Source organism: Pectobacterium zantedeschiae, assembly GCF_004137795.1.
GTDB lineage: Bacteria > Pseudomonadota > Gammaproteobacteria > Enterobacterales > Enterobacteriaceae > Pectobacterium > Pectobacterium zantedeschiae.
In genome coordinates this window covers 267,219-288,136 of sequence record NZ_NWTM01000002.1, presented here as the reverse complement: position 1 = coordinate 288,136, position 20,918 = coordinate 267,219, and the positions used below count along the sequence as shown (strand labels likewise).

At 53.1% G+C, this 20,918-nt stretch carries 16 protein-coding genes, 1 pseudogene and 1 riboswitch; of the genes and pseudogenes, 13 read left to right on the top strand and 4 right to left on the bottom strand.

What is annotated here, in order from left to right; genetic code table 11:
- The first annotated feature begins 37 nt into the window (after positions 1-37).
- Together CLR69_RS15940 and CLR69_RS23215 are read left to right on the top strand one after the other, a co-directional pair.
- Complete coding sequence (locus CLR69_RS15940) at positions 38-217, top strand: type II toxin-antitoxin system CcdA family antitoxin (RefSeq protein WP_129712225.1); 180 nt, start codon at positions 38-40, stop codon at positions 215-217.
- Between the two features lie 62 nt (positions 218-279).
- A pseudogene (locus CLR69_RS23215) lies at positions 280-419 on the top strand (CcdB family protein); the annotation flags it as partial.
- A gap of 108 nt (positions 420-527) precedes the next feature.
- Here CLR69_RS23215 and sgrT read toward each other — a convergent pair.
- Positions 528-692, bottom strand: a complete 165-nt coding sequence (sgrT, locus tag CLR69_RS15930; protein WP_129712226.1) for a glucose uptake inhibitor SgrT — start codon at positions 690-692, stop codon at positions 528-530.
- A gap of 90 nt (positions 693-782) precedes the next feature.
- Here sgrT and sgrR point away from each other — a divergent pair, with 90 nt between their 5' ends.
- Positions 783-2,441, top strand: a complete 1,659-nt coding sequence (gene sgrR / locus CLR69_RS15925) for an HTH-type transcriptional regulator SgrR (protein ID WP_129712227.1) — start codon at positions 783-785, stop codon at positions 2,439-2,441.
- Positions 2,442-2,492: 51 nt separating this feature from the next.
- Here sgrR and CLR69_RS15920 read toward each other — a convergent pair whose 3' ends face one another.
- Complete coding sequence (locus CLR69_RS15920) at positions 2,493-3,422, bottom strand: aromatic alcohol reductase (protein ID WP_129712228.1); 930 nt, start codon at positions 3,420-3,422, stop codon at positions 2,493-2,495.
- 275 nt (positions 3,423-3,697) lie between these two features.
- Between CLR69_RS15920 and CLR69_RS15915 the strand changes: the two genes are divergently transcribed.
- The 4 genes from CLR69_RS15915 (at position 3,698) to thiQ (ending at position 8,198) form a co-directional block, all read left to right on the top strand.
- On the top strand, positions 3,698-4,603 hold the full coding sequence (locus CLR69_RS15915) for a LysR family transcriptional regulator (RefSeq protein WP_129712229.1): 906 nt from the start codon (positions 3,698-3,700) through the stop codon (positions 4,601-4,603).
- Between the two features lie 154 nt (positions 4,604-4,757).
- Positions 4,758-4,854, top strand: a riboswitch (TPP riboswitch).
- Between the two features lie 80 nt (positions 4,855-4,934).
- Complete coding sequence (thiB, locus tag CLR69_RS15910) at positions 4,935-5,918, top strand: thiamine ABC transporter substrate binding subunit (protein ID WP_165345984.1); 984 nt, start codon at positions 4,935-4,937, stop codon at positions 5,916-5,918.
- A complete protein-coding gene (gene thiP, locus CLR69_RS15905) occupies positions 5,894-7,501 on the top strand; it encodes a thiamine/thiamine pyrophosphate ABC transporter permease ThiP (RefSeq protein ID WP_129712231.1) in 1,608 nt (535 codons plus the stop codon). The genes thiB and thiP overlap by 25 nt, the downstream gene beginning before the upstream one ends.
- Positions 7,488-8,198: a thiamine ABC transporter ATP-binding protein ThiQ gene (gene thiQ, locus CLR69_RS15900; protein WP_129712232.1), complete on the top strand. Its 711-nt coding sequence runs from the start codon at positions 7,488-7,490 to the stop codon at positions 8,196-8,198. Before thiP ends, thiQ begins: the two co-directional genes overlap by 14 nt.
- Before the next feature lie 4 nt (positions 8,199-8,202).
- Here the strand turns inward: thiQ and CLR69_RS15895 are convergent, their stop codons facing one another.
- Positions 8,203-9,825: a family 43 glycosylhydrolase gene (locus tag CLR69_RS15895; RefSeq protein ID WP_129712233.1), complete on the bottom strand. Its 1,623-nt coding sequence runs from the start codon at positions 9,823-9,825 to the stop codon at positions 8,203-8,205.
- Positions 9,826-10,295: 470 nt separating this feature from the next.
- On the opposite strand from CLR69_RS15895, the gene CLR69_RS23455 reads away from it, so the two are divergent.
- The 3 genes from CLR69_RS23455 to ilvN all read left to right on the top strand — a co-directional run bounded on the left by CLR69_RS23455 (position 10,296) and on the right by ilvN (position 12,495).
- Complete coding sequence (locus CLR69_RS23455; RefSeq protein WP_129712234.1) at positions 10,296-10,403, top strand: ilvB operon leader peptide IvbL; 108 nt, start codon at positions 10,296-10,298, stop codon at positions 10,401-10,403.
- Between the two features lie 110 nt (positions 10,404-10,513).
- Positions 10,514-12,178, top strand: coding sequence for an acetolactate synthase large subunit (ilvB, locus tag CLR69_RS15885; RefSeq protein WP_165345980.1), 1,665 nt, complete (start codon positions 10,514-10,516; stop codon positions 12,176-12,178).
- A 5-nt stretch (positions 12,179-12,183) separates the two neighbouring features.
- Positions 12,184-12,495, top strand: a complete 312-nt coding sequence (ilvN, locus tag CLR69_RS15880) for an acetolactate synthase small subunit (protein ID WP_129706789.1) — start codon at positions 12,184-12,186, stop codon at positions 12,493-12,495.
- Between the two features lie 35 nt (positions 12,496-12,530).
- Here ilvN and CLR69_RS15875 read toward each other — a convergent pair whose 3' ends face one another.
- Positions 12,531-13,301: a DedA family protein gene (locus CLR69_RS15875; RefSeq protein ID WP_129712236.1), complete on the bottom strand. Its 771-nt coding sequence runs from the start codon at positions 13,299-13,301 to the stop codon at positions 12,531-12,533.
- 429 nt (positions 13,302-13,730) lie between these two features.
- Between CLR69_RS15875 and CLR69_RS15870 the strand changes: the two genes are divergently transcribed.
- From CLR69_RS15870 to rapA, 3 genes are all read left to right on the top strand, one after another.
- A complete protein-coding gene (locus CLR69_RS15870; RefSeq protein WP_129712237.1) occupies positions 13,731-15,311 on the top strand; it encodes a sensor domain-containing diguanylate cyclase in 1,581 nt (526 codons plus the stop codon).
- Between the two features lie 121 nt (positions 15,312-15,432).
- The gene (locus CLR69_RS15865; RefSeq protein ID WP_129712238.1) at positions 15,433-17,799 is read left to right on the top strand and encodes a DNA polymerase II; all 2,367 of its coding nucleotides are present in this window, start codon (positions 15,433-15,435) and stop codon (positions 17,797-17,799) included.
- 161 nt (positions 17,800-17,960) lie between these two features.
- Entirely contained in the window at positions 17,961-20,864 is a 2,904-nt protein-coding gene (rapA, locus tag CLR69_RS15860) for an RNA polymerase-associated protein RapA (RefSeq protein ID WP_129712239.1), read from the top strand.
- Positions 20,865-20,918: the final 54 nt, after the last annotated feature.

Here is a 20,918-nt window from a genome sequence, read left to right as displayed (position 1 = left end):
TACACGGGCTATTGCACGTGTAATTTTTGGAGGCTCTATGCCCGCAACAAGTGTTCGTCATAAAAAAACGGTCAGTTTGACGCTGGAACCTATGTTGCTTCAGCAGGCGCGTGAAGCCGGAATTAACCTATCCGCAATACTCACCGAGGCGCTGAAGAGAGAAATTCGCCTTTCAGAAGGGGAAAAATGGAAGCAACAGAACCAGAAAGCATTGTAGGAACTCAACCACATTACAGATAAACACGGCTTATTGTCCGACGATGACAGGACGTTTTAAGCATGCAATATAAAATTTACCGTAATAACGGTAACAGCCACTCATACCCTACCTGCTCAATGTCCAAAGTGACATCATCGGGGAATTACATACACGGCTGGTGATACCTTTATTTCCACTGAACAAAATTACTACAGCACCAGCCCTCCCAAAAAGCGATAAGCAGGCCAGCACCATAAAAAAAACCAGCGAGAAAACTCGCTGGTTGGTGAAACATCACCATTACTCAGAATACATTTCTTCACACCACCTAGAGCCAATGACGGTATTCTTCATCGGACATTTCGTTCAGATGCCACTGCGTGGCCTGCTGTAATAATGCCACGCGCTGTTGGGTAGACATCCATCGCAACCACTTCGCTTTACAGGCCGATAAGTAGGTTCGATAGAACTGGGACAAACGGGAAATTGCCATCAGCCACCTCCTCTCTTTCCTTGTTAGAAAGTATCGACGTAATATAGGGAAAGATAAATTGATGACTTTAATGCAGGGAGTTCCTCTTTTATGTCTTCTCCTCGATTGCAACAACAGTTCATCCGCCTGTGGCAACACTTTCAGGGACAAACCACGGATACCACGCTGCAAGACCTGACGGGGGTGCTGAACTGCTCTCGCCGCCATATCCGTTCATTACTGAACGCAATGCAGCAAGAGGGCTGGCTCGTCTGGCAGGCAGAAGCAGGAAGAGGAAAACGCTCACAGCTATCCTTTGTGTATACCGGATTAGCCCTACAGCAACAGCGCGCCGAAGATTTGCTAGAACAGGATCGCATTGAGCAGTTGGTGCAGTTGGTTGGTGACAAAGAAGCGGTGCGCCAGATGCTACTTGCTCACCTTGGCAGGAGTTTCCGGCAGGGGAAGCATATTCTGCGCATTCTCTATTACCGCCCATTGCGCAATTTATTGCCCAGTTCGGCACTGCGACGATCGGAAATGCACATTGCGCGGCAAATTTTCAGCGGACTGACCAATATAAATGAGGAAAATGGGGAACTGAAACCCGATTTAGCTCATCACTGGCAGAGCCTATCTCCACTGCACTGGCGCTTTTACCTGCGCCCGGCCATCCGTTTCCATCACGGTCGTGAACTGACGATGGACGACATCACCACATCATTATCACGACTCACCCCGCTTCCACTGTTTTCCCACATTGAAGCCGTGACCTCACCGATGCCGTTTGTGATTGATATCCGGTTAAGCGCTCCAGATAAATGGCTGCCGTGGCTTTTGGCCAGTGTGCACGCCATGATTTTGCCGCAGGAGTGGCAAACGTTGCCGAATTTCGCCCAACACCCGATTGGCACCGGGCCTTACGCTGTAGTACGTAATAACAGTAATCAGTTGAAAATTTGCGCCTTTGATGACTACTTTGGCTATCGGGCACTGATTGATGAAGTCAACATCTGGGTCTTGCCGGACGAACCGGAAGAAATGCCGGTGTCTGTTCAATTCCAGTCTGATGATTCCCATCATGAACAGCTGGAAAGCCGAATGGAAGAAGGCGGTTATTTCCTGTTATTCGACAAGCGCTCGCCGCTGAACAAACGTCCAGAAGCTCTGCAATGGCTCAGGCAGGTATTTAACCCGATTGCTCTGCTCAGCCATGCCAATACCAGAAACCAGCGAGACTGGTCGCCCGCCTATAGCCTGCTGCCGCGCTGGCATCACCATCACCCTGATACGCCACAGTCTATTCCTGAAGGACTAACAGAGGTCACGCTTACGTTCTATCAGGAACACCCAGAGTACCGGATATTAAGCGAGATTATGCGCACGCTGCTGGCACAACAGGGCGTCACCCTACGTGTTCAAACCATCAGTTACGAAGACTGGTATCAGGGCAACGCCGAGAGCGATATCTGGTTTGGTAGCCTGAATTGTTATCTGCCGCTCGAATTCTCGCTGTTCGCCATGCTCTACGAGCTGCCACTGGTGCAACATTGCCTGAATGACGACCTAAACACAGACGCACAACACTGGCGTAACCATACGTTGCCAATGGCGGAATGGTGCGAAAAACTGATCAAGAGTGGGCAACTGCATCCGCTATTACATCACTGGCTGCAACTTCAAGGACAGCGCAGTATGCGCGGCGTTAGGATGAATATGTTGGGGTGGTTTGATTTTAAGTCTGCCTGGTTTGCGCCACCGGAACACTAACTGCATCCGAAAAAAGTGCGGCGCAAGTTGAATCGCTCCGCACCCTTCTGCCTATTTTTGTAACTGCATCCGTAAGAAATGCTCGACGTCGACCGTCTCGTAACCATTACGCTCATTGAACGTGCCGGATTTGTTCCACCACATCCCCTCCCCCAAAGCAAACGCAGCCCGATAGCGCGCCATTACGTCATCGGGAGCAGCCTTAAGATCCCTGCGCAATTTGTCCAGGGTCCATAGTGTCTTATCAAAGACCTTCCCCGTGACACGTTCAACGACATCAGCAAGTTCCCCGTATGAGATCGTGTCACCTGCCACGTAGATAACCTCATTAACTACTCGTGGTTCGGTCAGCAAGATTTCAGTCGTGAGCCAACCAATATCTTCGGGGATCGTCACGGTCACTTTCGTATCCCAACTTCCCAGACCGTGAAGGATTTCGCGATCCAGATCCACCACATTAAAGACGGGTTCAAACAGGAAACTCGTGAACATACCGGTCGAAACAATCACCCATTCGGTACTCAGTTGGCTACGTAGCAGTTGCCTCACGTCGTACTGTTCATCAAACACGGGGTGGCCGCTTTTTCGACCAACTACGTCATAATCAACACCAAATTGCCAAGGAAAATAACGCACAACGTTGGCAGCCAGCACCGCTCTGGTTATTTTCATCTGAGTGCCCGGCCCTGCTACGAATCCCGAACAATTCAATACCGTCTGATAATTCTTGAACAGCTCCGTCAGAGTATGTTCATCAGAGGCCAGATCGAACCCGATAACGTCAACCCCCAGAGCACGGAGTTCGGTCAGTGTTGCCATACCCTGCTCCGACGGATCGTTAACCGTGTCCGGCGAGACGAGTACCGTGACCGACAACGGCAAGGCTCGCGCACGCGGTGCAAGAGCACGCAATACCGCCATACCGAGTTGCCCTGCGCCAAGCACAAGAATATCTTTCAAGGCTGTTCTGCTGTCATTCATTACTTAACTCCTTCAGAATTTCAAATTATCACTATCATAGGGAGTCGTGTGCGTTCCCCTATGTATTCAGCGCGCTGACATGCCTCTGGCCTGTACATGCTTGTCACTGTCAGGAAATCCAGAGTTCGGGGGTTATGTTATACAAGAATGCGGACATGATAAGATTCAGCTACCTCACTTCATAATTTGAAAAAATCAAACTATGAGGTGATATAGCGGCTAACACGGCAGTACGTTTACCAACGTTTCATCGCAAAATGGGGGGACATCATCGTATGGATCGGTTTCAGGCCATGGAAACATTTATCCGTGTGGTCGATGCGGGTAGTTTCAAAAAAGCGGCGGAAACCCTGCATGTTCTGCCATCCACCGTCACCCGCAGCATCAAGGAGCTCGAGTCACATCTCGGTGCTCGGTTACTCAACCGAACGACGCGAGCACTCAGTATTACGGATGTTGGCCTGCGCTATTACGACAGTTGCAAAGCGATCTTGCGGGATGTGCACGCGGCGGAAAGCGTAACGGCACAGCAAAAGGAGGAACTACAGGGTACGATCAGAATCGGAGCTACCCCTTCTCTGGTCAAAAATTTCCTTATCCCGGCACTACCCGACTTCTGTGAACGTCATCCTGGAATAAAGGTAGACTTCCACCTAGGTGATGCCACCGTGGATATTGTCCAGCAGGGTATCGATTGTGTCATCAGAACCGGAGAACCGCCGTTATCGCGACTGGTCGCACGACGCCTTGGTGCATTCCATTGGTATCTCTGTGCGTCCCCACGCTATCTTGAGCAACATGGATACCCCACCACGTTGGACTCGCTAAAGGAGCATGCCGCAGTGGGTTATATCCACAGTCGGGTAGGTCGTACAACCAACTGGGGGTTTCATGATGAAGCACACACCGTCGCGATTCCGCGAGCAGGACAGATCAGCGTAAATGACACCGATGCCTATGTCGCCGCTGGCGTAGCGGGTCTGGGTCTACTACGCATTGCCAGCTATATGGTACGTCAGCAGCTTTCTGATGGACATCTTGTCAGGCTGCTTCCTGATATCGAAGCACCACTTGAACCTATTTTCATCCTCTATCCGCAAAGCCGTCATCTCTCGCCAGCTATCCGCGCCTTTATCGACTGGTGTGCCGCGCTAATCGAGCAGGAAGCAGTGAAGTGGTGACTGTCCACAAACAGGACGACAGAGACCATCACGTTAAACGAAATTGTGCGTGTATTGCGGTCACACTATGGCGTCTGAGTAAGCAGACAGGCCAAGTTCACACCGCCGGAACACGGAGAGCCTTTCGCTACCCGACTTAACCCTTTACAATGGGCCGTTCTCAACGGGGTGCGGAAAATTTTTCGCTGAGAAGATACCCGTCGAACCTGATCCGGTTAATACCGGCGAAGGGATTTGAGAGTGCGGCTTATTGCTGCCTCGAAGTCCTTTGCCACCCTATGATTCTCAGGAGTGCAAAGTGTTAAATCAATTATTACAACGTTCAGTCATCGTGCTGAAAACCAGCCTGCCTTGTCTGTTACTGCTCTCAGTATCCGCTTTCGCCAAACCCGCGCTTACCGTTTATACCTATGACTCATTCGCTTCCGAATGGGGTCCTGGCCCCGTCATCAAGACCGCGTTTGAAAAAGAGTGCGAGTGCGAACTGAATTTCGTCGCGCTGGAGGATGGCGCATCGCTGCTGAACCGTCTGCGTATGGAAGGAAAAAATAGCAAAGCGGATATCATTCTGGGGCTGGACAACAACCTGTTGCAGGCTGCGGAGCAAACTGGCCTGTTTACGCCACACGGCCAGGATACCAGCACCGTCACGGTACCGGGCGGCTGGAACAATAAAACGTTCATCCCCTACGACTACGGCTATTTCGCGTTTGTGTATAACAAAGACACGCTGAAGAATCCGCCAAAAAGCCTGCATGAGCTGGTGGACAGCAACGCCCCGTGGAAAGTGATCTATCAGGATCCGCGCACCAGCACGCCGGGACTGGGTCTGCTGCTGTGGATGCAGAAAGTGTACGGCGATGATGCGCCACAAGCTTGGCAGAAACTGGCGAAAAAAACCGTTACCGTAACCAAAGGCTGGAGCGAAGCCTACGGCCTATTCCTGAAAGGGGAAGCGGATCTGGTGCTGAGCTACACGACATCACCGGCCTACCACATCATCGAAGAGAAGAAAGACAACTACGCGGCAGCTACCTTTAGCGAAGGGCATTACCTGCAAATTGAAATCGCCGGACAGTTGGCTTCCAGCAAAAATCCCGAGCTGGCAAAACGCTTTATGCAGTTCATCCTAAGCCCAACCTTCCAGCAGGCGATCCCTACCACCAACTGGATGTACCCAGCGGTTAAAACTGAACTGCCTGCGGGCTTCGCGACGCTTGCGGTTCCAGAGAAAGCCATGCAGTTCAGCGCGCAGGACGTCGCGGACCAAAGGACGCAGTGGATTCAGGCATGGCAACGCGCCGTCAGCCACTGATCGGCGGACGTCTGTGGCCGGGGCTACTGGCCACAACGCTGTTAATTTCCGTTGCCGTACTGGCTTTTGGCGCACTGTGGATACAGGCGCCAGAAAGCCAGTGGCGCACGCTATGGCATGACAGCTATCTCTGGCATGTCATTCAGTTTACCTTTTGGCAGGCCTTTCTCTCCGCGCTGTTTTCTACCGTTCCGGCCATTTTTCTTGCCAGAGCGCTGTATCGGCGGCGCTTCCCCGGCCACCGCTGGCTGTTACGCCTGTGCGCGATGACGCTAGTGCTGCCCGTGCTGGTAGCCGTTTTTGGCCTGCTCAGCGTTTATGGCCGACAAGGCTGGCTGGCGTCAGCGTTGGGCTGGTTCAACCTGAAATACGCCTTTTCGCCCTATGGATTGCAAGGCATCCTGCTAGCGCATGTATTCTTCAATCTACCGTTGGCAACCCGACTGCTGTTGCAGTCACTGGAAGGCATTGCCACCGAGCAGCGTCAGTTAGCCGCCAATCTGGGCATGAACAGTTGGCAGCATTTCCGTCTGTTGGAATGGCCTGCCCTGCGCAGGCAGATTTTACCCACTGGTGCGCTGATTTTTATGCTCTGCTTTGCCAGCTTTGCCACAGTGCTGTCGCTAGGCGGTGGCCCGCAGGCAACCACAATTGAACTGGCCATCTATCAGGCATTGAGCTTTGATTACGATCCGGCGCGTGCGGCGCTGCTAGCATTAATCCAGATGGTCTGTTGTCTCGGTTTGGTGCTATTGAGCCAGCGACTGGGCCGTATTCTGCCTGTCGGCAGTACGCAGCAGCTTCCATGGCGTAACCCGCAAGATAGCACTTTAAGCCGTCTCACCGACAGCCTGCTGATTGGCGCACTGTTGCTACTGGTCATTCCCCCCTTGCTGGCCGTAGTGGTTGATGGCGTGAACCGATCATTGGTTTCCGTGCTGCAACAGCCCGTGCTCTGGCAAACGCTGTTTACCTCGCTACGCATTGCCTTAGGCGCAGGGCTGCTGTGTCTGGTACTGACCATGATGCTGCTCTGGAGCAGCCGCGAGCTCAAGTTACGCCAGAAGCCACTCTACGGGCAGTTGATGAATCTGAGCGGTATGCTCATCCTCGCCATGCCCGGCATTGTGCTGGCAACCGGCTTTTTCCTGCTGCTGAATAACAGCATCGGACTGCCGCAATCCCCCTATGTGTTAGTGGTATTCACCAACGCGCTGATGGCAATCCCGTATGCTATTAAGGTACTGGAAAACCCGATGCTGGACGTTGCCGAGCGCTACAACCGGCTCTGTATCTCGCTGGATATTCGCGGCTGGCAGCGATTGAAGCTGATCGAACTCGCCGCGTTGAAACAGCCGTTAGCACAGGCGTTGGCCTTTGCCTGCGTGCTGTCACTCGGTGATTTCGGCGTTATCGCACTATTCGGTAATGAGCAGTTCCGCACACTGCCGTTCTATCTGTACCAGCAAATTGGTTCCTATCGCAGCGCCGACGGCGCAGTCACGGCACTGTTGTTGATGCTGCTGTGCTTTATGTTATTTACCCTGATTGAGAAACTGGCAGGCCGTCATGATCGCGCTTGAGAAATTGACCTACTTTTATCAGCACCTCCCCATGCGTTTTGATTTTCACGTCAAACCGGGAGAGCGCATCGCTATCCTCGGCCCCAGCGGGGCGGGGAAAAGTACGCTGTTGAATCTGGTGGCCGGTTTCCTGATAGCAGACAGCGGCGAATTGAGGCTTAACGGTGAATCTCACCGTGAAACGCCCCCTGCCAAACGACCGGTTTCGATTCTGTTTCAGGAAAATAACCTGTTTCCTCACCTGACAATCGGGCAAAACATCGCACTAGGGCTACATCCCGGTCTGCGGCTCAATACGGCACAGCGCGAGACGCTGCGGCAGATTGCCGATCGAGTGGGTCTGGCAGATCTTCTGGATCGCCTGCCTTCTCAGGTTTCCGGTGGTCAGCGTCAGCGCGCGGCATTGGCTCGCTGTCTGGTACGTCATCAGCCAATTCTATTGTTAGATGAACCGTTCTCGGCACTCGATCCCGCGCTACGTCAGGAGATGCTCGATCTGGTTGAAAGCGTGTGTGAGGAGCGCCAGTTCACATTGCTGATGGTGTCCCACAATCTGGATGATGCCCTGCGGATCGCAAAACGCACGGTGCTGATCGTTGACGGGCAGATTTACTATGATGGGCCCACTCAGGCGTTACAGGATGGCAGCGCCGATGCCGCCGCCATCCTGGGAATTTCACGCCCGTCCTCGGCTTGAAGCGTTAAGGCAAAGCCTGATAGCGCAGGTTACTGAACGTGACCTCGCCTTCGCCCGACGCATACAACGCTGGCCGTAAACTGAGAAAGTCATATGCGACGTTGTGATGGTAGCCGGACACTTCCATCTGTACCGGATATTTCTTCCACGGTTCCTGATCCGAGGTTCGGGTATAAAATGTCACGATATGGCGGTCATTTTTCATCCGAATTTGCACCTCATTACCCGTGATGTGCGGCAATTTCTTCTCAGCCCTTTCCAGCCCATAGCGGTGCATCACCGTACCATCCTGATTAAACGATAGCCCGACATACAGCTTCGCGTTGTAGAACAGCAGTAAACCAGCCTGTGCACCGGGGGCGAAATTCGCCGTAACCTCAATTTGGTAAGCCTGATCGCCGGGGATCATCGTCAGCGGCGCGCTGTCTTTTGGCGATGCACCTTTTGCCTTCAGGTGCAGCTTGCCGTCGCTGAGCGTAACCCGCTTCAGCTCTTCCGCATTGGCGCGGTAGAAATGCCAGCGGGCTGGGAATTTCTCGTCGGTAAAGCTATCTGACCAGCCTATGCCGTGAGGCACTGCCTCGCCCCCTTCCGGTTTACGAATCGGTTTGCCGGTATCGAATCCAGCAGACGTAAACCAGCCGTCATCGCCCCAGACAATCGGCTCCAACATTGCCTGCCGCCCCAGCGTCATAAAGCCGTTTTCATAACCGTGATACACCATGTACCAGTTTTTATCCGGCCCTTCGATCAGCGTCGCATGGCCGCGCGACCACCACTTCTCTGAACGATCCTGTGTGCGGATAATCGGATTATGCGGTGAGTTTTCCCACGGCCCATTGATCGACTTCGAGCGAGCAGCAATCACCATGTGCCCCGTTGGTGGCCCAGCCGTGCCGCCTTCCGCCAATACCATGTAGAAATAGTCGCCGTGGCGCAGCATCTTCGGCCCCTCCTGCGAGAAGCTTTCCACATCCCACTCTTCCGGGTACTGCCATCCCTGATAGACCACCTCCATTTCACCAACCGTCGACAGCCCGTCATCCGTCAATTGCACACGGTTGCCACCGGACATAAAGATGTAACGCTTACCGTCTTCCCCCACGACATGGCCGGGATCGCTGGCCGGATTTTTCAAGCCAGTATCTTTCGGTGGCGTCCACGGGCCGTGAATATCATCCGCAGTGATCACATACAGCGTTTTCTTTTTCGTCCCTTTGGCATCGATAATCCGGTTCGTAGTGAAGTAGAGGTAATATTTATCATTGTGCTTCACCAGATCCGGTGCCCAAATCGCATCAACGGGCGTCGTTATCGCGGGGCCAAGCGGCTGCCAGTTCACCAAATCGCGCGAATGCCAAATGAGCAGTCCGGGGATATCGTCAAATGACGAGAACGTCATGTAGTAATCCTCCCCATCTTTGATAATCGTAGGGTCGGGATGATCGCCCGCAATAATCGGGTTGAGGTAGCAGCCATTGCCTAAGTCCGCCTGACGCTGCTGCTCAATACCTCGCCGCCACTCGTTGGCAGGGCCAGCCTGACAGGCCATCGCCTGACTTACACTCATCGCCATCAGCAAGATGCCGCTCAGCGCGCCTTTCCCCACCATTCGGGAGATATTCATTTATTACCACCCCACTATCTCAATGATTATTTGGTAATTTATAACATTGAAACCGTGTTCCAGTTGTGAAAACAGTCACGATTCTCCGGCTTTTAGATGAAAACTTAAGCGGTAATCGTGCGGTGAAATATCAATATATACCCTAAATAATTCGAGTTTCAGGACAAAACGTAGCGTTTTGAACAGCGCTTGCGCTGACCCCGAAGGGGTGAGGCCATAAGGCCGAATAACGCGGCAAGTGAGGGACACATTCGTCGGGAACGAATTTGACCAGCCAACGCACAGGCAACTCGAAGTATGACGGGTATACTGTGACCAATTCTACATATTCAGTTTTTATCCCTTGTGGGTATTGTGTCTTTTTGTACTGCTGTGCTTATATGAATTGGTGATGGGCTGATGACACATTCGAATACAACGCCCAACCATCGCTAACGTAAATAAACTCAACATAAGTAAATAGGATTCCCGTGACGCACTACTCTTCTTCCACTTCAGCACTACTAAACACCGCGCATGTTGACGCGGTTGTCGTCGTGCGCGTGGTCGTCGTGGTCGTCGTCGGCAGCGCGCCGTAACGGGTTCCGAATCGAAGATTCTCAAACCCCGCCGGCGCCAGCCGAGCGGGGTTTCTTGTTTCTACCCTCCCCGCTCCGACACTGCACCGGCCCTGATGAAGGATGTAAACATGCGTTATACAGGCGCTCAGTTGATTGTTCAGTTGCTCGAACAGCAGGGTATCACCACCGTTGCGGGCATCCCCGGCGGCGCAGCACTGCCGTTATATGATGCTCTGAGTCAAAGTAAAACTATCCGCCATGTTCTGGCTCGCCACGAGCAGGGCGCGGGGTTTATGGCACAAGGCATGGCGCGAGCCAGCGGACGCGCCGCCGTTTGTATGGCTTCCAGCGGCCCAGGGGCGACCAACCTGATTACTGCTATCGCCGATGCCAAACTGGATTCGATCCCGCTGGTGTGTATTACCGGTCAGGTGCCTTCCAGCATGATCGGCACCGATGCATTTCAGGAGGTCGACACTTACGGCATCTCCATTCCCGTCACCAAACATAACTATCTGGTTCGTGATATCAACGAACTGCCGCGCGTGATCCCTGAAGCGTTTCGCATCGCGCAATCGGGTCGTCCCGGCCCGGTGTGGATCGATATTCCAAAAGATATTCAGAACGCGACCATTGAACTGAGCGAACTGCCAGACATTTTCCCTCTCGATACACCACCCACGATTGCCCAGCAGGACATTGAACGGGCTGCGGCCATGATTAACGCCGCCCAGTGTCCGATTCTCTATCTGGGCGGTGGGATCATTAGCAGCGCCGCGCACGAACAGGCGGTTCAACTGGCAGAACGCGCCAGCCTGCCCACCACCATGACACTAATGGCCTTGGGTGCCATGCCTGTTGATCACCCCTTGTCGCTCGGTATGTTGGGGATGCACGCCGCGCGATCAACCAATCTGATCTTACAGCAGGCAGATTTGTTAATTGTACTGGGTGCGCGTTTTGACGATCGCGCAATTGGTAAAGCGGAACAATTCTGCCCGCAGGCCAGCATCATTCACATCGATATTGATCCGGCAGAATTGGGCAAGATCCGCCAGCCACATGTGGCGATCAATGCGGATGTCGCCGAGGCGTTGGATCACCTGCTGCCGCATATTACCCCACAGCAGCGTGACGTATGGCGGACAACCGTTAACGGGCTGCAACAGGAATTTCCGTTCAGCATGCCGAATGCTGACGATCCGTTGAGCCATTATGGTCTGGTTCAGGCCACGGCGCGGGCGCTGACGGATGATGCCATCGTCACGACCGATGTTGGTCAACACCAGATGTGGGTCGCTCAGTCTTATCCACTGCGTCGTCCGCGCCAATGGCTGACGTCCGGCGGGTTTGGCACAATGGGTTTTGGCTTGCCTGCGGCAATTGGCGCAGCGCTGGCAGAACCGGATCGCACCGTGGTGTGTTTCTCTGGTGATGGCAGCCTGATGATGAATATTCAGGAAATGGCGACCGCAGCGGAAGAAGGACTCAACGTAAAAATCGTCCTGATGAACAACCAGTCTCTCGGTCTGGTCCATCAACAGCAGGATATGTTTTTCCAACAGCGCATCTTTGCTGCCGATTACCGCTACAACACGAATTTTCTCGCGATTGCCGCAGGTTTCGGCTTTACGACCTGCGATCTGAATGCGGCAACCGACCCACAGGCCGCGCTGAAAGAAGCACTGAGCCAGCCGGGTCCGGCGTTGATCCACGTACGTATTGACGCCAATGAAAAAGTTTTCCCCATCGTGCCGCCGGGCGCAGCGAACATCGATATGATCGGAGATTAATGACTATGTCAATTCAACTAACTTCGCCAACTCAGTTAACGTCAAATCAGGTTACGCTAGAACTCTCTGTACGCAACCACCCCGGGGTGATGTCACACGTTTGCGGTCTGTTTGCCCGTCGGGCATTTAACGTGGAAGGCATTCTGTGTATGCCGCTGGCAAACGGCGAAGAAAGCCGGATTTGGCTACTGGTCAAGGATGACCAGCGGCTACAGCAAATGATCAGTCAGGTGGAAAAGCTGGAAGACGTCCTTCAGGTACGTCGTCACGGTGAAGAAATGCGTATTTTCGAACAGGTCGCCGAGTTTTACTGCTAGATGGCTTGGCCGGGTCTGTCCCGGCCAGCCCAATGTCACCCGTTTAATACCTGCCATAGCAGATGACGATAAACTGGCATCAGCGGGTGCTGAATCAACACGAACAGCAATCCAACCGCCGCCACGGACACCGCTGGCACGACCCAGCGCAAACGCCTGAGCGGTAACTTTCTGCTAAACCAATCATGCTGTTTACGCTTATCGCTGCGCCACCAGCGCCAATTTAGCCAACCTGCGACCCACACCACAATGGCGGTTACCAGCAGCAGCCACTTAAAGCCTGCGCTGTTAGTCCCAGCAGGAATATCAATCGCAACCCCAGCCAGAATGCCGGGTAAGAAATAGGCCGGAGGCCACAGCAGGCAGCCGATAATATTCGGCACTGCGAATTTATACGGCGGTAGTCCCAACATTCCCGCCACCATCGGGATTAACGGGCGTGTCGGGCCGACAAAACGCCCGATCAATATCGTCGGCATCGGATGCTGATACAGGGCATATTCGGTCTTATTCAGTAATGCCTGATACTTTTTCAGGAAAGACCAATTATGCAGCGGTGCTTTGAAACGCATGCCGATAAAATAGGAAATCCAGTCCCCCAGCAGGCAACCGATGATTCCAGCCGCCCACGCTGGATATAGCCCCATTTGTCCGCTGCCAATCAGCGCCCCCAGTGTTGCCATCATCACCGTGCCCGGCAACAGCAGCCCTACCAGAGCCAGAGATTCCAGAAAGGCAACCAGCATGACAGCGATCAGTGAATACGCGAGTGATTGAGTAACCAGATGATCCAGCCACGCTTCCATAAAACCTACCCGTACTTTATAAAAACAAGGATTGTCTGGATCATAGCAGAAGCCGTCAACTCCTGATTTCACCCCATCATTCGATTGTGGTTAATGCAAAAACCAGTACACAGGGTTGGCATTCAACTTCGCTTCTAAGGCAATCCATCACTCTGCTTATTACACGCAACCCAGCAATATCCTGCTGAAAATATGTAGCATGATTTATCTATCCAAAGTTGAAGCACTCTTTGTACTTCAGACCGGAAAAGCCTATGCATTTTGATAAATATCAACTATTCGTCTTATAAAGATGCATGCAATATCATTTTCCAATTCAAGCCGTTAGCACCACTTCAGTAATGTATTTTTCTGGTCAATTCTTTTGCACCGACGAGCATCTACACTTATGATAGCGGTCATTTTTTGCCACTGTACCGCACTGCCACTATGTTTTTTAAACTACTCAAACATTTCGGATTACGGCGCCTTATCCTACTTCTGGCAGTAGCGAGCGCATTGGTGACGCTGGCAAACAGCTTTTATGCCAGCTATCGCGTCCAACGAGAGCTTCTGATTGATAACACGCTTGAGGCCAATCGTGTTTACGCCGCCAAACTTGCGGCAATGACCCATTCTTTCTTTAAAGAATCCCAGCAGCAGTTAGCCTACAGCGCAAACATCATCGCCACCCAAATGGATGATAAGGTCAGTCTGCTAAAAGAAGCCGATCGCCTGCGGCTACAGACCAGCAGCTTCAACTCTGTCGTCATTGCAGATGAAAAAGGAATCGTCAGAGCTACGTCACCCGATACATTCCAATTAATCGGGAGAAGCCTGACAACAGACGGTGTACGCGAAGCGTTGAAAGAAAAGCAGCCTCTCATCAGTCAGCCCTATATGTCTGCCGCGAATAACCTTATCGTGCTGATATCGTCGCCGATCTTCACACGCGATGGCCGCTATAAAGGGTTTATCGGTGGATCGATCTATCTTAAGCAGCCCAGCGTTCTTAATACGTTATTGGATAAGCACTATTATCGAGACGGCTCTTATATTTACGTCACGGACCAGAACAAAAAAATGCTGTATCACCGTGATATAGAACGTATTGGCAAAACAGAAACCAATAATCTGAAGATCGACGCACAGCACGAGGACAATGGCAGCCAGCATATGGTGAACTACCTGGGTGAGAAAATGTTAGCGGGTTACGCCGTTGAATCGACCTCACAATGGGAGATCGTAGCACTTCGACCAACGGATACTACGCTGAAACCACTGGATGGACTGATGCTGAACGTTCTCCGCCATACACTCCCGCTAGCGCTGCTAACTATCTTGTGCGTCTGGCTACTTGCCCGGCTCATCGCGCAACCACTCTGGCTGCTGGCACGCAGCGCCAATAAGATGGATGCGACGGACGTTTCCGACGATATCAGAAATATCCACTCTTGGTATTTTGAAGCCTCTCAGCTCAAGCAGGCGATGTTGCTGGGTATTGATTTACTCCAGCGTAAGATCGGTAAGCTACGCTCTGAGGCACATTCAGACCCGATGACCGAACTGCTCAATCGCCGCGGATTGGATAGCGCTCTGCGCTATTGGCAGATGGGGCAGAAAAGTTTTGCCGTGATCGCGCTCGATATCGATCGCTTCAAACGCATCAATGACACCCACGGGCATGACGTCGGAGACAACGTCATTCGTTATTTGTCGCAGTTGATTCGTACCAGCTCGCGTGATTCCGATATTCTGTGCCGCAGCGGCGGCGAAGAGTTTCTGATACTCCTGCCGGAAACCACGCTGGACGTGGCACTCGGGATTGCCGAACGGCTGCGGCAACGCACACAGGAATCCACCATCCCTGTCGTGGGCAACATTACGATCTCATTAGGTGTGGCACTGTGGCAACCGGCCGTCAGCGACATGTCGATCGAGCGTACCTTCAAGCTGGCAGATAAAGCGCTGTATCAGGCCAAACAGGAAGGCCGCAACCGCGTGGTTTCAGCCTTAAACGACGAGCCTTAATTCTCGTTTTTCCTATCTTTTATAACAGGTGATGTCGCTAGACACTGGACATCACCTGTATAAATAACCATACTTATCCCTACCACTCTCCCTTATCTCGCTTGCTATAAAAGGCTGCTTAGTGACTCAGGTTCGTCAGGGGTTTCTACTGACCCGCCACTGGAACGACACGCCAGCAGGTACGCAGGTTGAATTCTGGCTGGCCACCGATGAAGGCCCGCTGCTCGCACGGCTGCCGACACAAGAGGCTATTGCCTTTATTCCCGCACAGCAGGAAGCCCGCGCAAGAGCACTCTTACAGCAGGAAAAACGCTGGCAGCTAAAACCGCTCGCTATGCAAGATTTCCATCATCAACCGCTGTTGGGGCTGTATTGCCCGCAATACCGTCAGTTGCTGCGACTGGAAAAGCTGCTGCGTGAAGGTGGCGTTCAGGTCTACGAAGCGGATATTCGCCCACCGGAACGTTTTCTGATGGAACGTTTTATCACCGCACCCGTGTGGCTGAGTGGTACATCCACGTCAGATAATCTGCTGACGCAGGCCCGCATGAAGCCCAATCCCGACTATCGCCCGACACTCAGGCTGGTCTCGCTGGATATCGAAACGAACCGCCACGGTGAGCTTTACTGCATTGGGCTGGAAGGCTGCGGACAGCGCCAGGTTTACATGCTCGGCCCACCGAACGGCACACCTGCCGAACACGATGATTTTACGCTTGAGTATGTTGCCAGCCGCCCGCTACTGCTGGAAAAGCTGAACGCCTGGATGAAACAGCACGATCCCGATGCCATCATCGGCTGGAATCTGGTGCAGTTTGACCTGCGTGTTTTGCAGAAACACGCCGAGCGCTACAACATTCCACTTCAGTTGGGGCGTAACGGGCACGCACTGGAATGGCGGGAGCACGGCTTTAAACAAGGGCATTTCTTTGCCAGCGCAACGGGCCGCCTGATTATCGATGGCATTGAGGCGCTAAAATCCGCAACATGGAATTTTGCTTCGTTCAGCCTGGAGTTTGTCGCGCAATCGCTGCTGGGTGAAGGCAAAGCCATCGACACCCCCTATCAGCGGATGGATGAAATCGACCGCCGTTTTGCCGAAGATAAGCCAGCACTCGCTCGCTATAACCTGCAAGACTGCGAATTGGTCACGCGTATTTTCGCCAAAACCGAGCTGCTGCCTTTCTTGCTGGAGCGCGCCAGCGTCACCGGGCTGGCGGCAGATCGTAGCGGTGGTTCCGTTGCGGCATTTTCCCATCTTTATTTGCCACGCATGCACCGCATGGGCTACGTCGCCCCCAATCTGGGCGAGGTGGCGCTTGAAGCCAGCCCTGGCGGATTTGTAATGGATTCGCGTCCCGGCCTGTATGATTCGGTATTAGTGCTGGATTACAAGAGCCTCTACCCCTCGATTATCCGTACCTTTCTGATCGATCCGGTCGGGCTGGCTGTGGGTACGCAGAATCCAGATGCTCAGCATGCCGTCTCCGGCTTTCGCGGGGCATGGTTCTCCCGCGAAAAACACTGTTTACCAGCGATTGTCGAGCAAATCTGGCAAGGGCGTGAAGCGGCGAAGCGCACCAACAATAAGCCACTGTCGCAGGCGTTGAAGATCATCATGAATGCCTTTTACGGCGTACTGGGTGCGACAGGCTGTCGCTTCTTCGACCCGCGTCTCGCCTCCTCGATCACCCTACGTGGTCATGAAATCATGCGTAAAACGCGTGAGCTGATCGAAGAACAAGGCTATCAGGTGATTTATGGTGATACTGACTCCACGTTCGTCTGGCTTAAACACGCACATAGTGAAGAGGAAGCCGCAAAGATTGGCAAATCACTGGTGCAACACGTTAATCAGTGGTGGACACAGCATCTGCAAGATACTCAGCAGCTAACCAGCGCGCTGGAGTTGGAATTTGAAACACATTTTCGCCGCTTCCTGATGCCAACCATTCGCGGTGCGGAACAAGGCAGTAAGAAACGCTATGCGGGTCTGATCGACACACCACAAGGCGAGAAAATGGTGTTCAAAGGACTGGAAACCGTGCGTACCGACTGGACGCCGCTGGCACAGCAGTTTCAGCAGCAGCTCTATCTGCTGATTTTTCAACAGCAGTCTTATCAGGACTGGCTACGGGATTATGTCGATCGTACCCTGAATGGCGATTTTGACGATCTATTGATCTACCGTAAACGACTACGCCGCAAACTCGACGACTACCAGCGCAACGTGCCGCCACACGCCAGAGCCGCTAAAATCGCTGATGACTATAACCGCCAGCAAGGACGGCCGCTGCAATACCAGAACGGTGGCTGGATCAGCTATGTGATGACCGTCAACGGCCCCGAACCGCTGGAAACCCGGCATTCACCGCTGGATTACCAGCATTATGTAGAACGTCAGCTCCAGCCCGTCGCGGATGCCATTCTTCCTTTCCTGCATGACGATTTTGCTACACTGGTGACAGGTCAGATGGGATTATTTTAAATGGAAGCCGTTAATTCACAGTACAGCAAGTTTGAGAGGTGACGAACGCGCCGTCATCCATTACCATAACGCCCTTTCTGAATTTGCATCAGCAGCATTATTGGCACCCGATAATGTAATCAGACATTCCCCCGACACAAACGACATCGAGCTAAGAATTTATGCCTTTTACACTTGGTCAGCGCTGGATCAGCGATACGGAAAGCGAACTTGGACTGGGAACGGTTGTTGCCGTCGATACGCGTATGATAACGCTGCTTTTCCCTGCCAGCGGTGAAAACCGACTTTATTCCCGCAGTGACGCTCCCATCACCCGTGTGATGTTCAATCCCGGCGACACCGTCACCAGCCATGAAGGTTGGCAGCTCAAAGTTGATGACGTGCGAGAAGAAAAAGGGTTGCTGGTGTATTGCGGCCAACGCCTGGACGATGAAACGCCAGCGGAACTGCGTGAAGTTTTTCTCGACAGCAAACTGACGTTCAATAAACCGCAAGATCGCCTGTTCGCCGGACAGATTGATCGTATGGATCGCTTTGCTCTGCGCTATCGCGCCCGCAAGCATCAAAACGAGCAGGCGCTGCAACAATGGGGCGGTTTGCGCGGCATGCGTGCCAGCCTTATCCCCCATCAGCTTCACATCGCTCACGAAGTCGGCCAACGTCACGCGCCACGCGTTCTGCTGGCGGACGAAGTCGGTCTGGGGAAAACCATCGAAGCGGGTATGATTATCCACCAGCAACTGCTGGCCGGTCGTGCCAGTCGCGTGCTGATTGTCGTACCAGAAACCCTGCAACATCAGTGGCTGGTCGAAATGCTGCGCCGCTTTAACCTGCTGTTTTCACTGTTTGATGACGAGCGCTATGCCGAAGCCAAGCTGGACAGCAGTAATCCATTTGAAACCGAACAACTGGTAATCTGCTCACTGGGATTTGTTCAGCGTAGCGCCCAGCGTTTTGCACAGTTAGTCAACGCCGACTGGGATCTGCTGGTAGTGGATGAAGCTCACCATCTGGTCTGGAGTGAAGAAAGCCCTAGCCCGGAATATCAGGCCATTGAAACGCTGGCTCGCGCTACTCCTGCCGTTCTGCTATTAACCGCAACGCCGGAACAGCTCGGCCAGCAGAGCCACTTTGCGCGCTTACGCCTGCTCGATCCCAACCGTTTTCACGACTATCAGGAATTCGTTGCCGAACAGCAGCAGTACCGCCCAGTCGCCGATGCCGTCACACTCTTATTAGCGGGTGAAAAAGCCCAAACGGCTGAACTGAACGCGCTGAGCGATTTGCTGGGCGAACAGGACGTTGAGCCGTTGTTGAAAGCGATCAACAGCGACAGCGAGGACAATCAGAAAGCGCGTCAGGAACTGATCACCATGCTGATGGATCGCCACGGCACCAGCCGTGTGTTGTTCCGTAACACGCGTCAGGGTGTTAAAGGCTTCCCGCAGCGTGTCCTGCATCAAATTCGCCTGCCTCTGCCAGCCCAGTACCAAACGGCAATCAAAGTCTCCGGCATTATGAACGCGAATAAGCCGCTGGAATCACGCGCCCGCGATATGCTGTACCCGGAACAAATTTATCAACAGCTCGAAGGGGACGACGCCACCTGGTGGAACTTCGACCCGCGCGTGGAATGGTTGCTGAACTATCTGACCGCCAACCGCGATGAAAAAGTGTTGGTGATCTGTGCACAGGCAGCCACGGCGCTACAGTTGGAGCAAGTGCTGCGCACGCGTGAAGCGATCCGCGCCGCCGTCTTCCACGAAGGGCTGTCTATTTTGGAACGTGACCGCGCCGCCGCCTATTTCGCGTCTGAAGAAGAAGGCGCACAGGTGCTGATCTGTTCAGAGATCGGCTCAGAAGGCCGTAACTTCCAGTTTGCCAGCCATTTAGTGATGTTCGATCTGCCGTTCAACCCCGATCTGCTGGAACAGCGTATTGGTCGTCTGGACCGTATCGGACAGGCAAAAGAAATTCAGGTTCTGGTGCCGTATCTGGAAAACACCGCGCAGGCCTTGCTGGTACGCTGGTATCACGAAGGGCTGGATGCGTTTGAACATACCTGCCCGACAGGTCGCACTATCTATGATGCTCACCATACGCAGTTGATTGAGCGACTGACGACCGTCGGAGAACAGCAGGGATTGGATGAATTTATCCATACCTGTCGCCAACAGCATGACAGCCTGAAGCAACAGCTTGAACAGGGCCGCGATCGTCTACTGGAAATGCATTCTAACGGTGGCGAACAAGCTCAGCTGTTAGCACAGGCCATTGCCGAACAGGATAATGACGTCAATCTGGTGACATTCGCTCTGAATCTGTTTGATATCGTTGGTATCAATCAGGAAGATCGCAGTGATAACTTGATCATTCTGACCCCCTCCGATCATATGCTGGTGCCGGATTTCCCCGGTCTGCCACAGGACGGTTGTACGATCACCTTCGATCGCGATCAGGCACTCTCCCGCGAAGACGCGCAGTTTATCAGTTGGGAACACCCGCTCATCCGTAACGGGCTCGATTTGGTTCTGTCCGGTGATACTGGAAGCTGCGCGGTTTCCCTGCTGAAAAATAAAGCACTACCGGTTGGTACGCTATTGGCGGAACTAGTTTACGTTGTGGAAGCTCAGGCACCAAAACACCTGCAGCTGACTCGCTTCCTGCCACCAACGCCAGTACGTTTGCTGATGGATCGTAAAGGCACAAATCTGGCGGCACAGGTTGAGTTTGAGAGCTTCAACCGCCAACTCAATGCGGTAAACCGTCATACTTCCAGCAAGCTGGTGAATGCGGTGCAATCCGATGTTCACGCCATGCTACAACAGGCAGAAGCACTAGTGGAAACACAGGCGCGCCAGCTCATCACCGAAGCGCAACAGCAGGCCGACCTGCAACTGCGCCGTGAGCTGGAACGTTTGGAAGCGCTGAAAGCCGTCAATCCTAACATCCGTGAAGATGAGCTGACTGCGTTGGAAAATCAGCGCGAGCAGGTGCTGAGCAACCTGCACGAAGCCAACTGGCGTCTGGATGCGATCCGTCTGGTCGTGGTGACGCATCAGTAAGCATTGCTTGCAGCGGTATTAGCCACAACGCTTTACCGCTGCCTTAACAACATG

Bases quoted from the DNA above. Each gene is read 5' to 3' on its own strand.
- CLR69_RS15920 (WP_129712228.1), bottom strand. From the start codon at position 3,422: ATGAATGACAGCAGAACAGCCTTGAAAGATATTCTTGTGCTTGGCGCA.
- ilvN (WP_129706789.1), top strand. From the start codon at position 12,184: ATGTCAATTCAACTAACTTCGCCAACTCAGTTAACGTCAAATCAGGTT.
- CLR69_RS15875 (WP_129712236.1), bottom strand. From the start codon at position 13,301: ATGGAAGCGTGGCTGGATCATCTGGTTACTCAATCACTCGCGTATTCA.
- sgrT (WP_129712226.1), bottom strand. From the start codon at position 692: ATGGCAATTTCCCGTTTGTCCCAGTTCTATCGAACCTACTTATCGGCC.
- sgrR (WP_129712227.1), top strand. From the start codon at position 783: ATGTCTTCTCCTCGATTGCAACAACAGTTCATCCGCCTGTGGCAACAC.
- thiP (WP_129712231.1), top strand. From the start codon at position 5,894: ATGGCAACGCGCCGTCAGCCACTGATCGGCGGACGTCTGTGGCCGGGG.
- CLR69_RS15895 (WP_129712233.1), bottom strand. From the start codon at position 9,825: ATGAATATCTCCCGAATGGTGGGGAAAGGCGCGCTGAGCGGCATCTTG.
- CLR69_RS15870 (WP_129712237.1), top strand. From the start codon at position 13,731: ATGTTTTTTAAACTACTCAAACATTTCGGATTACGGCGCCTTATCCTA.
- thiQ (WP_129712232.1), top strand. From the start codon at position 7,488: ATGATCGCGCTTGAGAAATTGACCTACTTTTATCAGCACCTCCCCATG.
- CLR69_RS15940 (WP_129712225.1), top strand. From the start codon at position 38: ATGCCCGCAACAAGTGTTCGTCATAAAAAAACGGTCAGTTTGACGCTG.
- rapA (WP_129712239.1), top strand. From the start codon at position 17,961: ATGCCTTTTACACTTGGTCAGCGCTGGATCAGCGATACGGAAAGCGAA.
- CLR69_RS15915 (WP_129712229.1), top strand. From the start codon at position 3,698: ATGGATCGGTTTCAGGCCATGGAAACATTTATCCGTGTGGTCGATGCG.
- ilvB (WP_165345980.1), top strand. From the start codon at position 10,514: ATGCGTTATACAGGCGCTCAGTTGATTGTTCAGTTGCTCGAACAGCAG.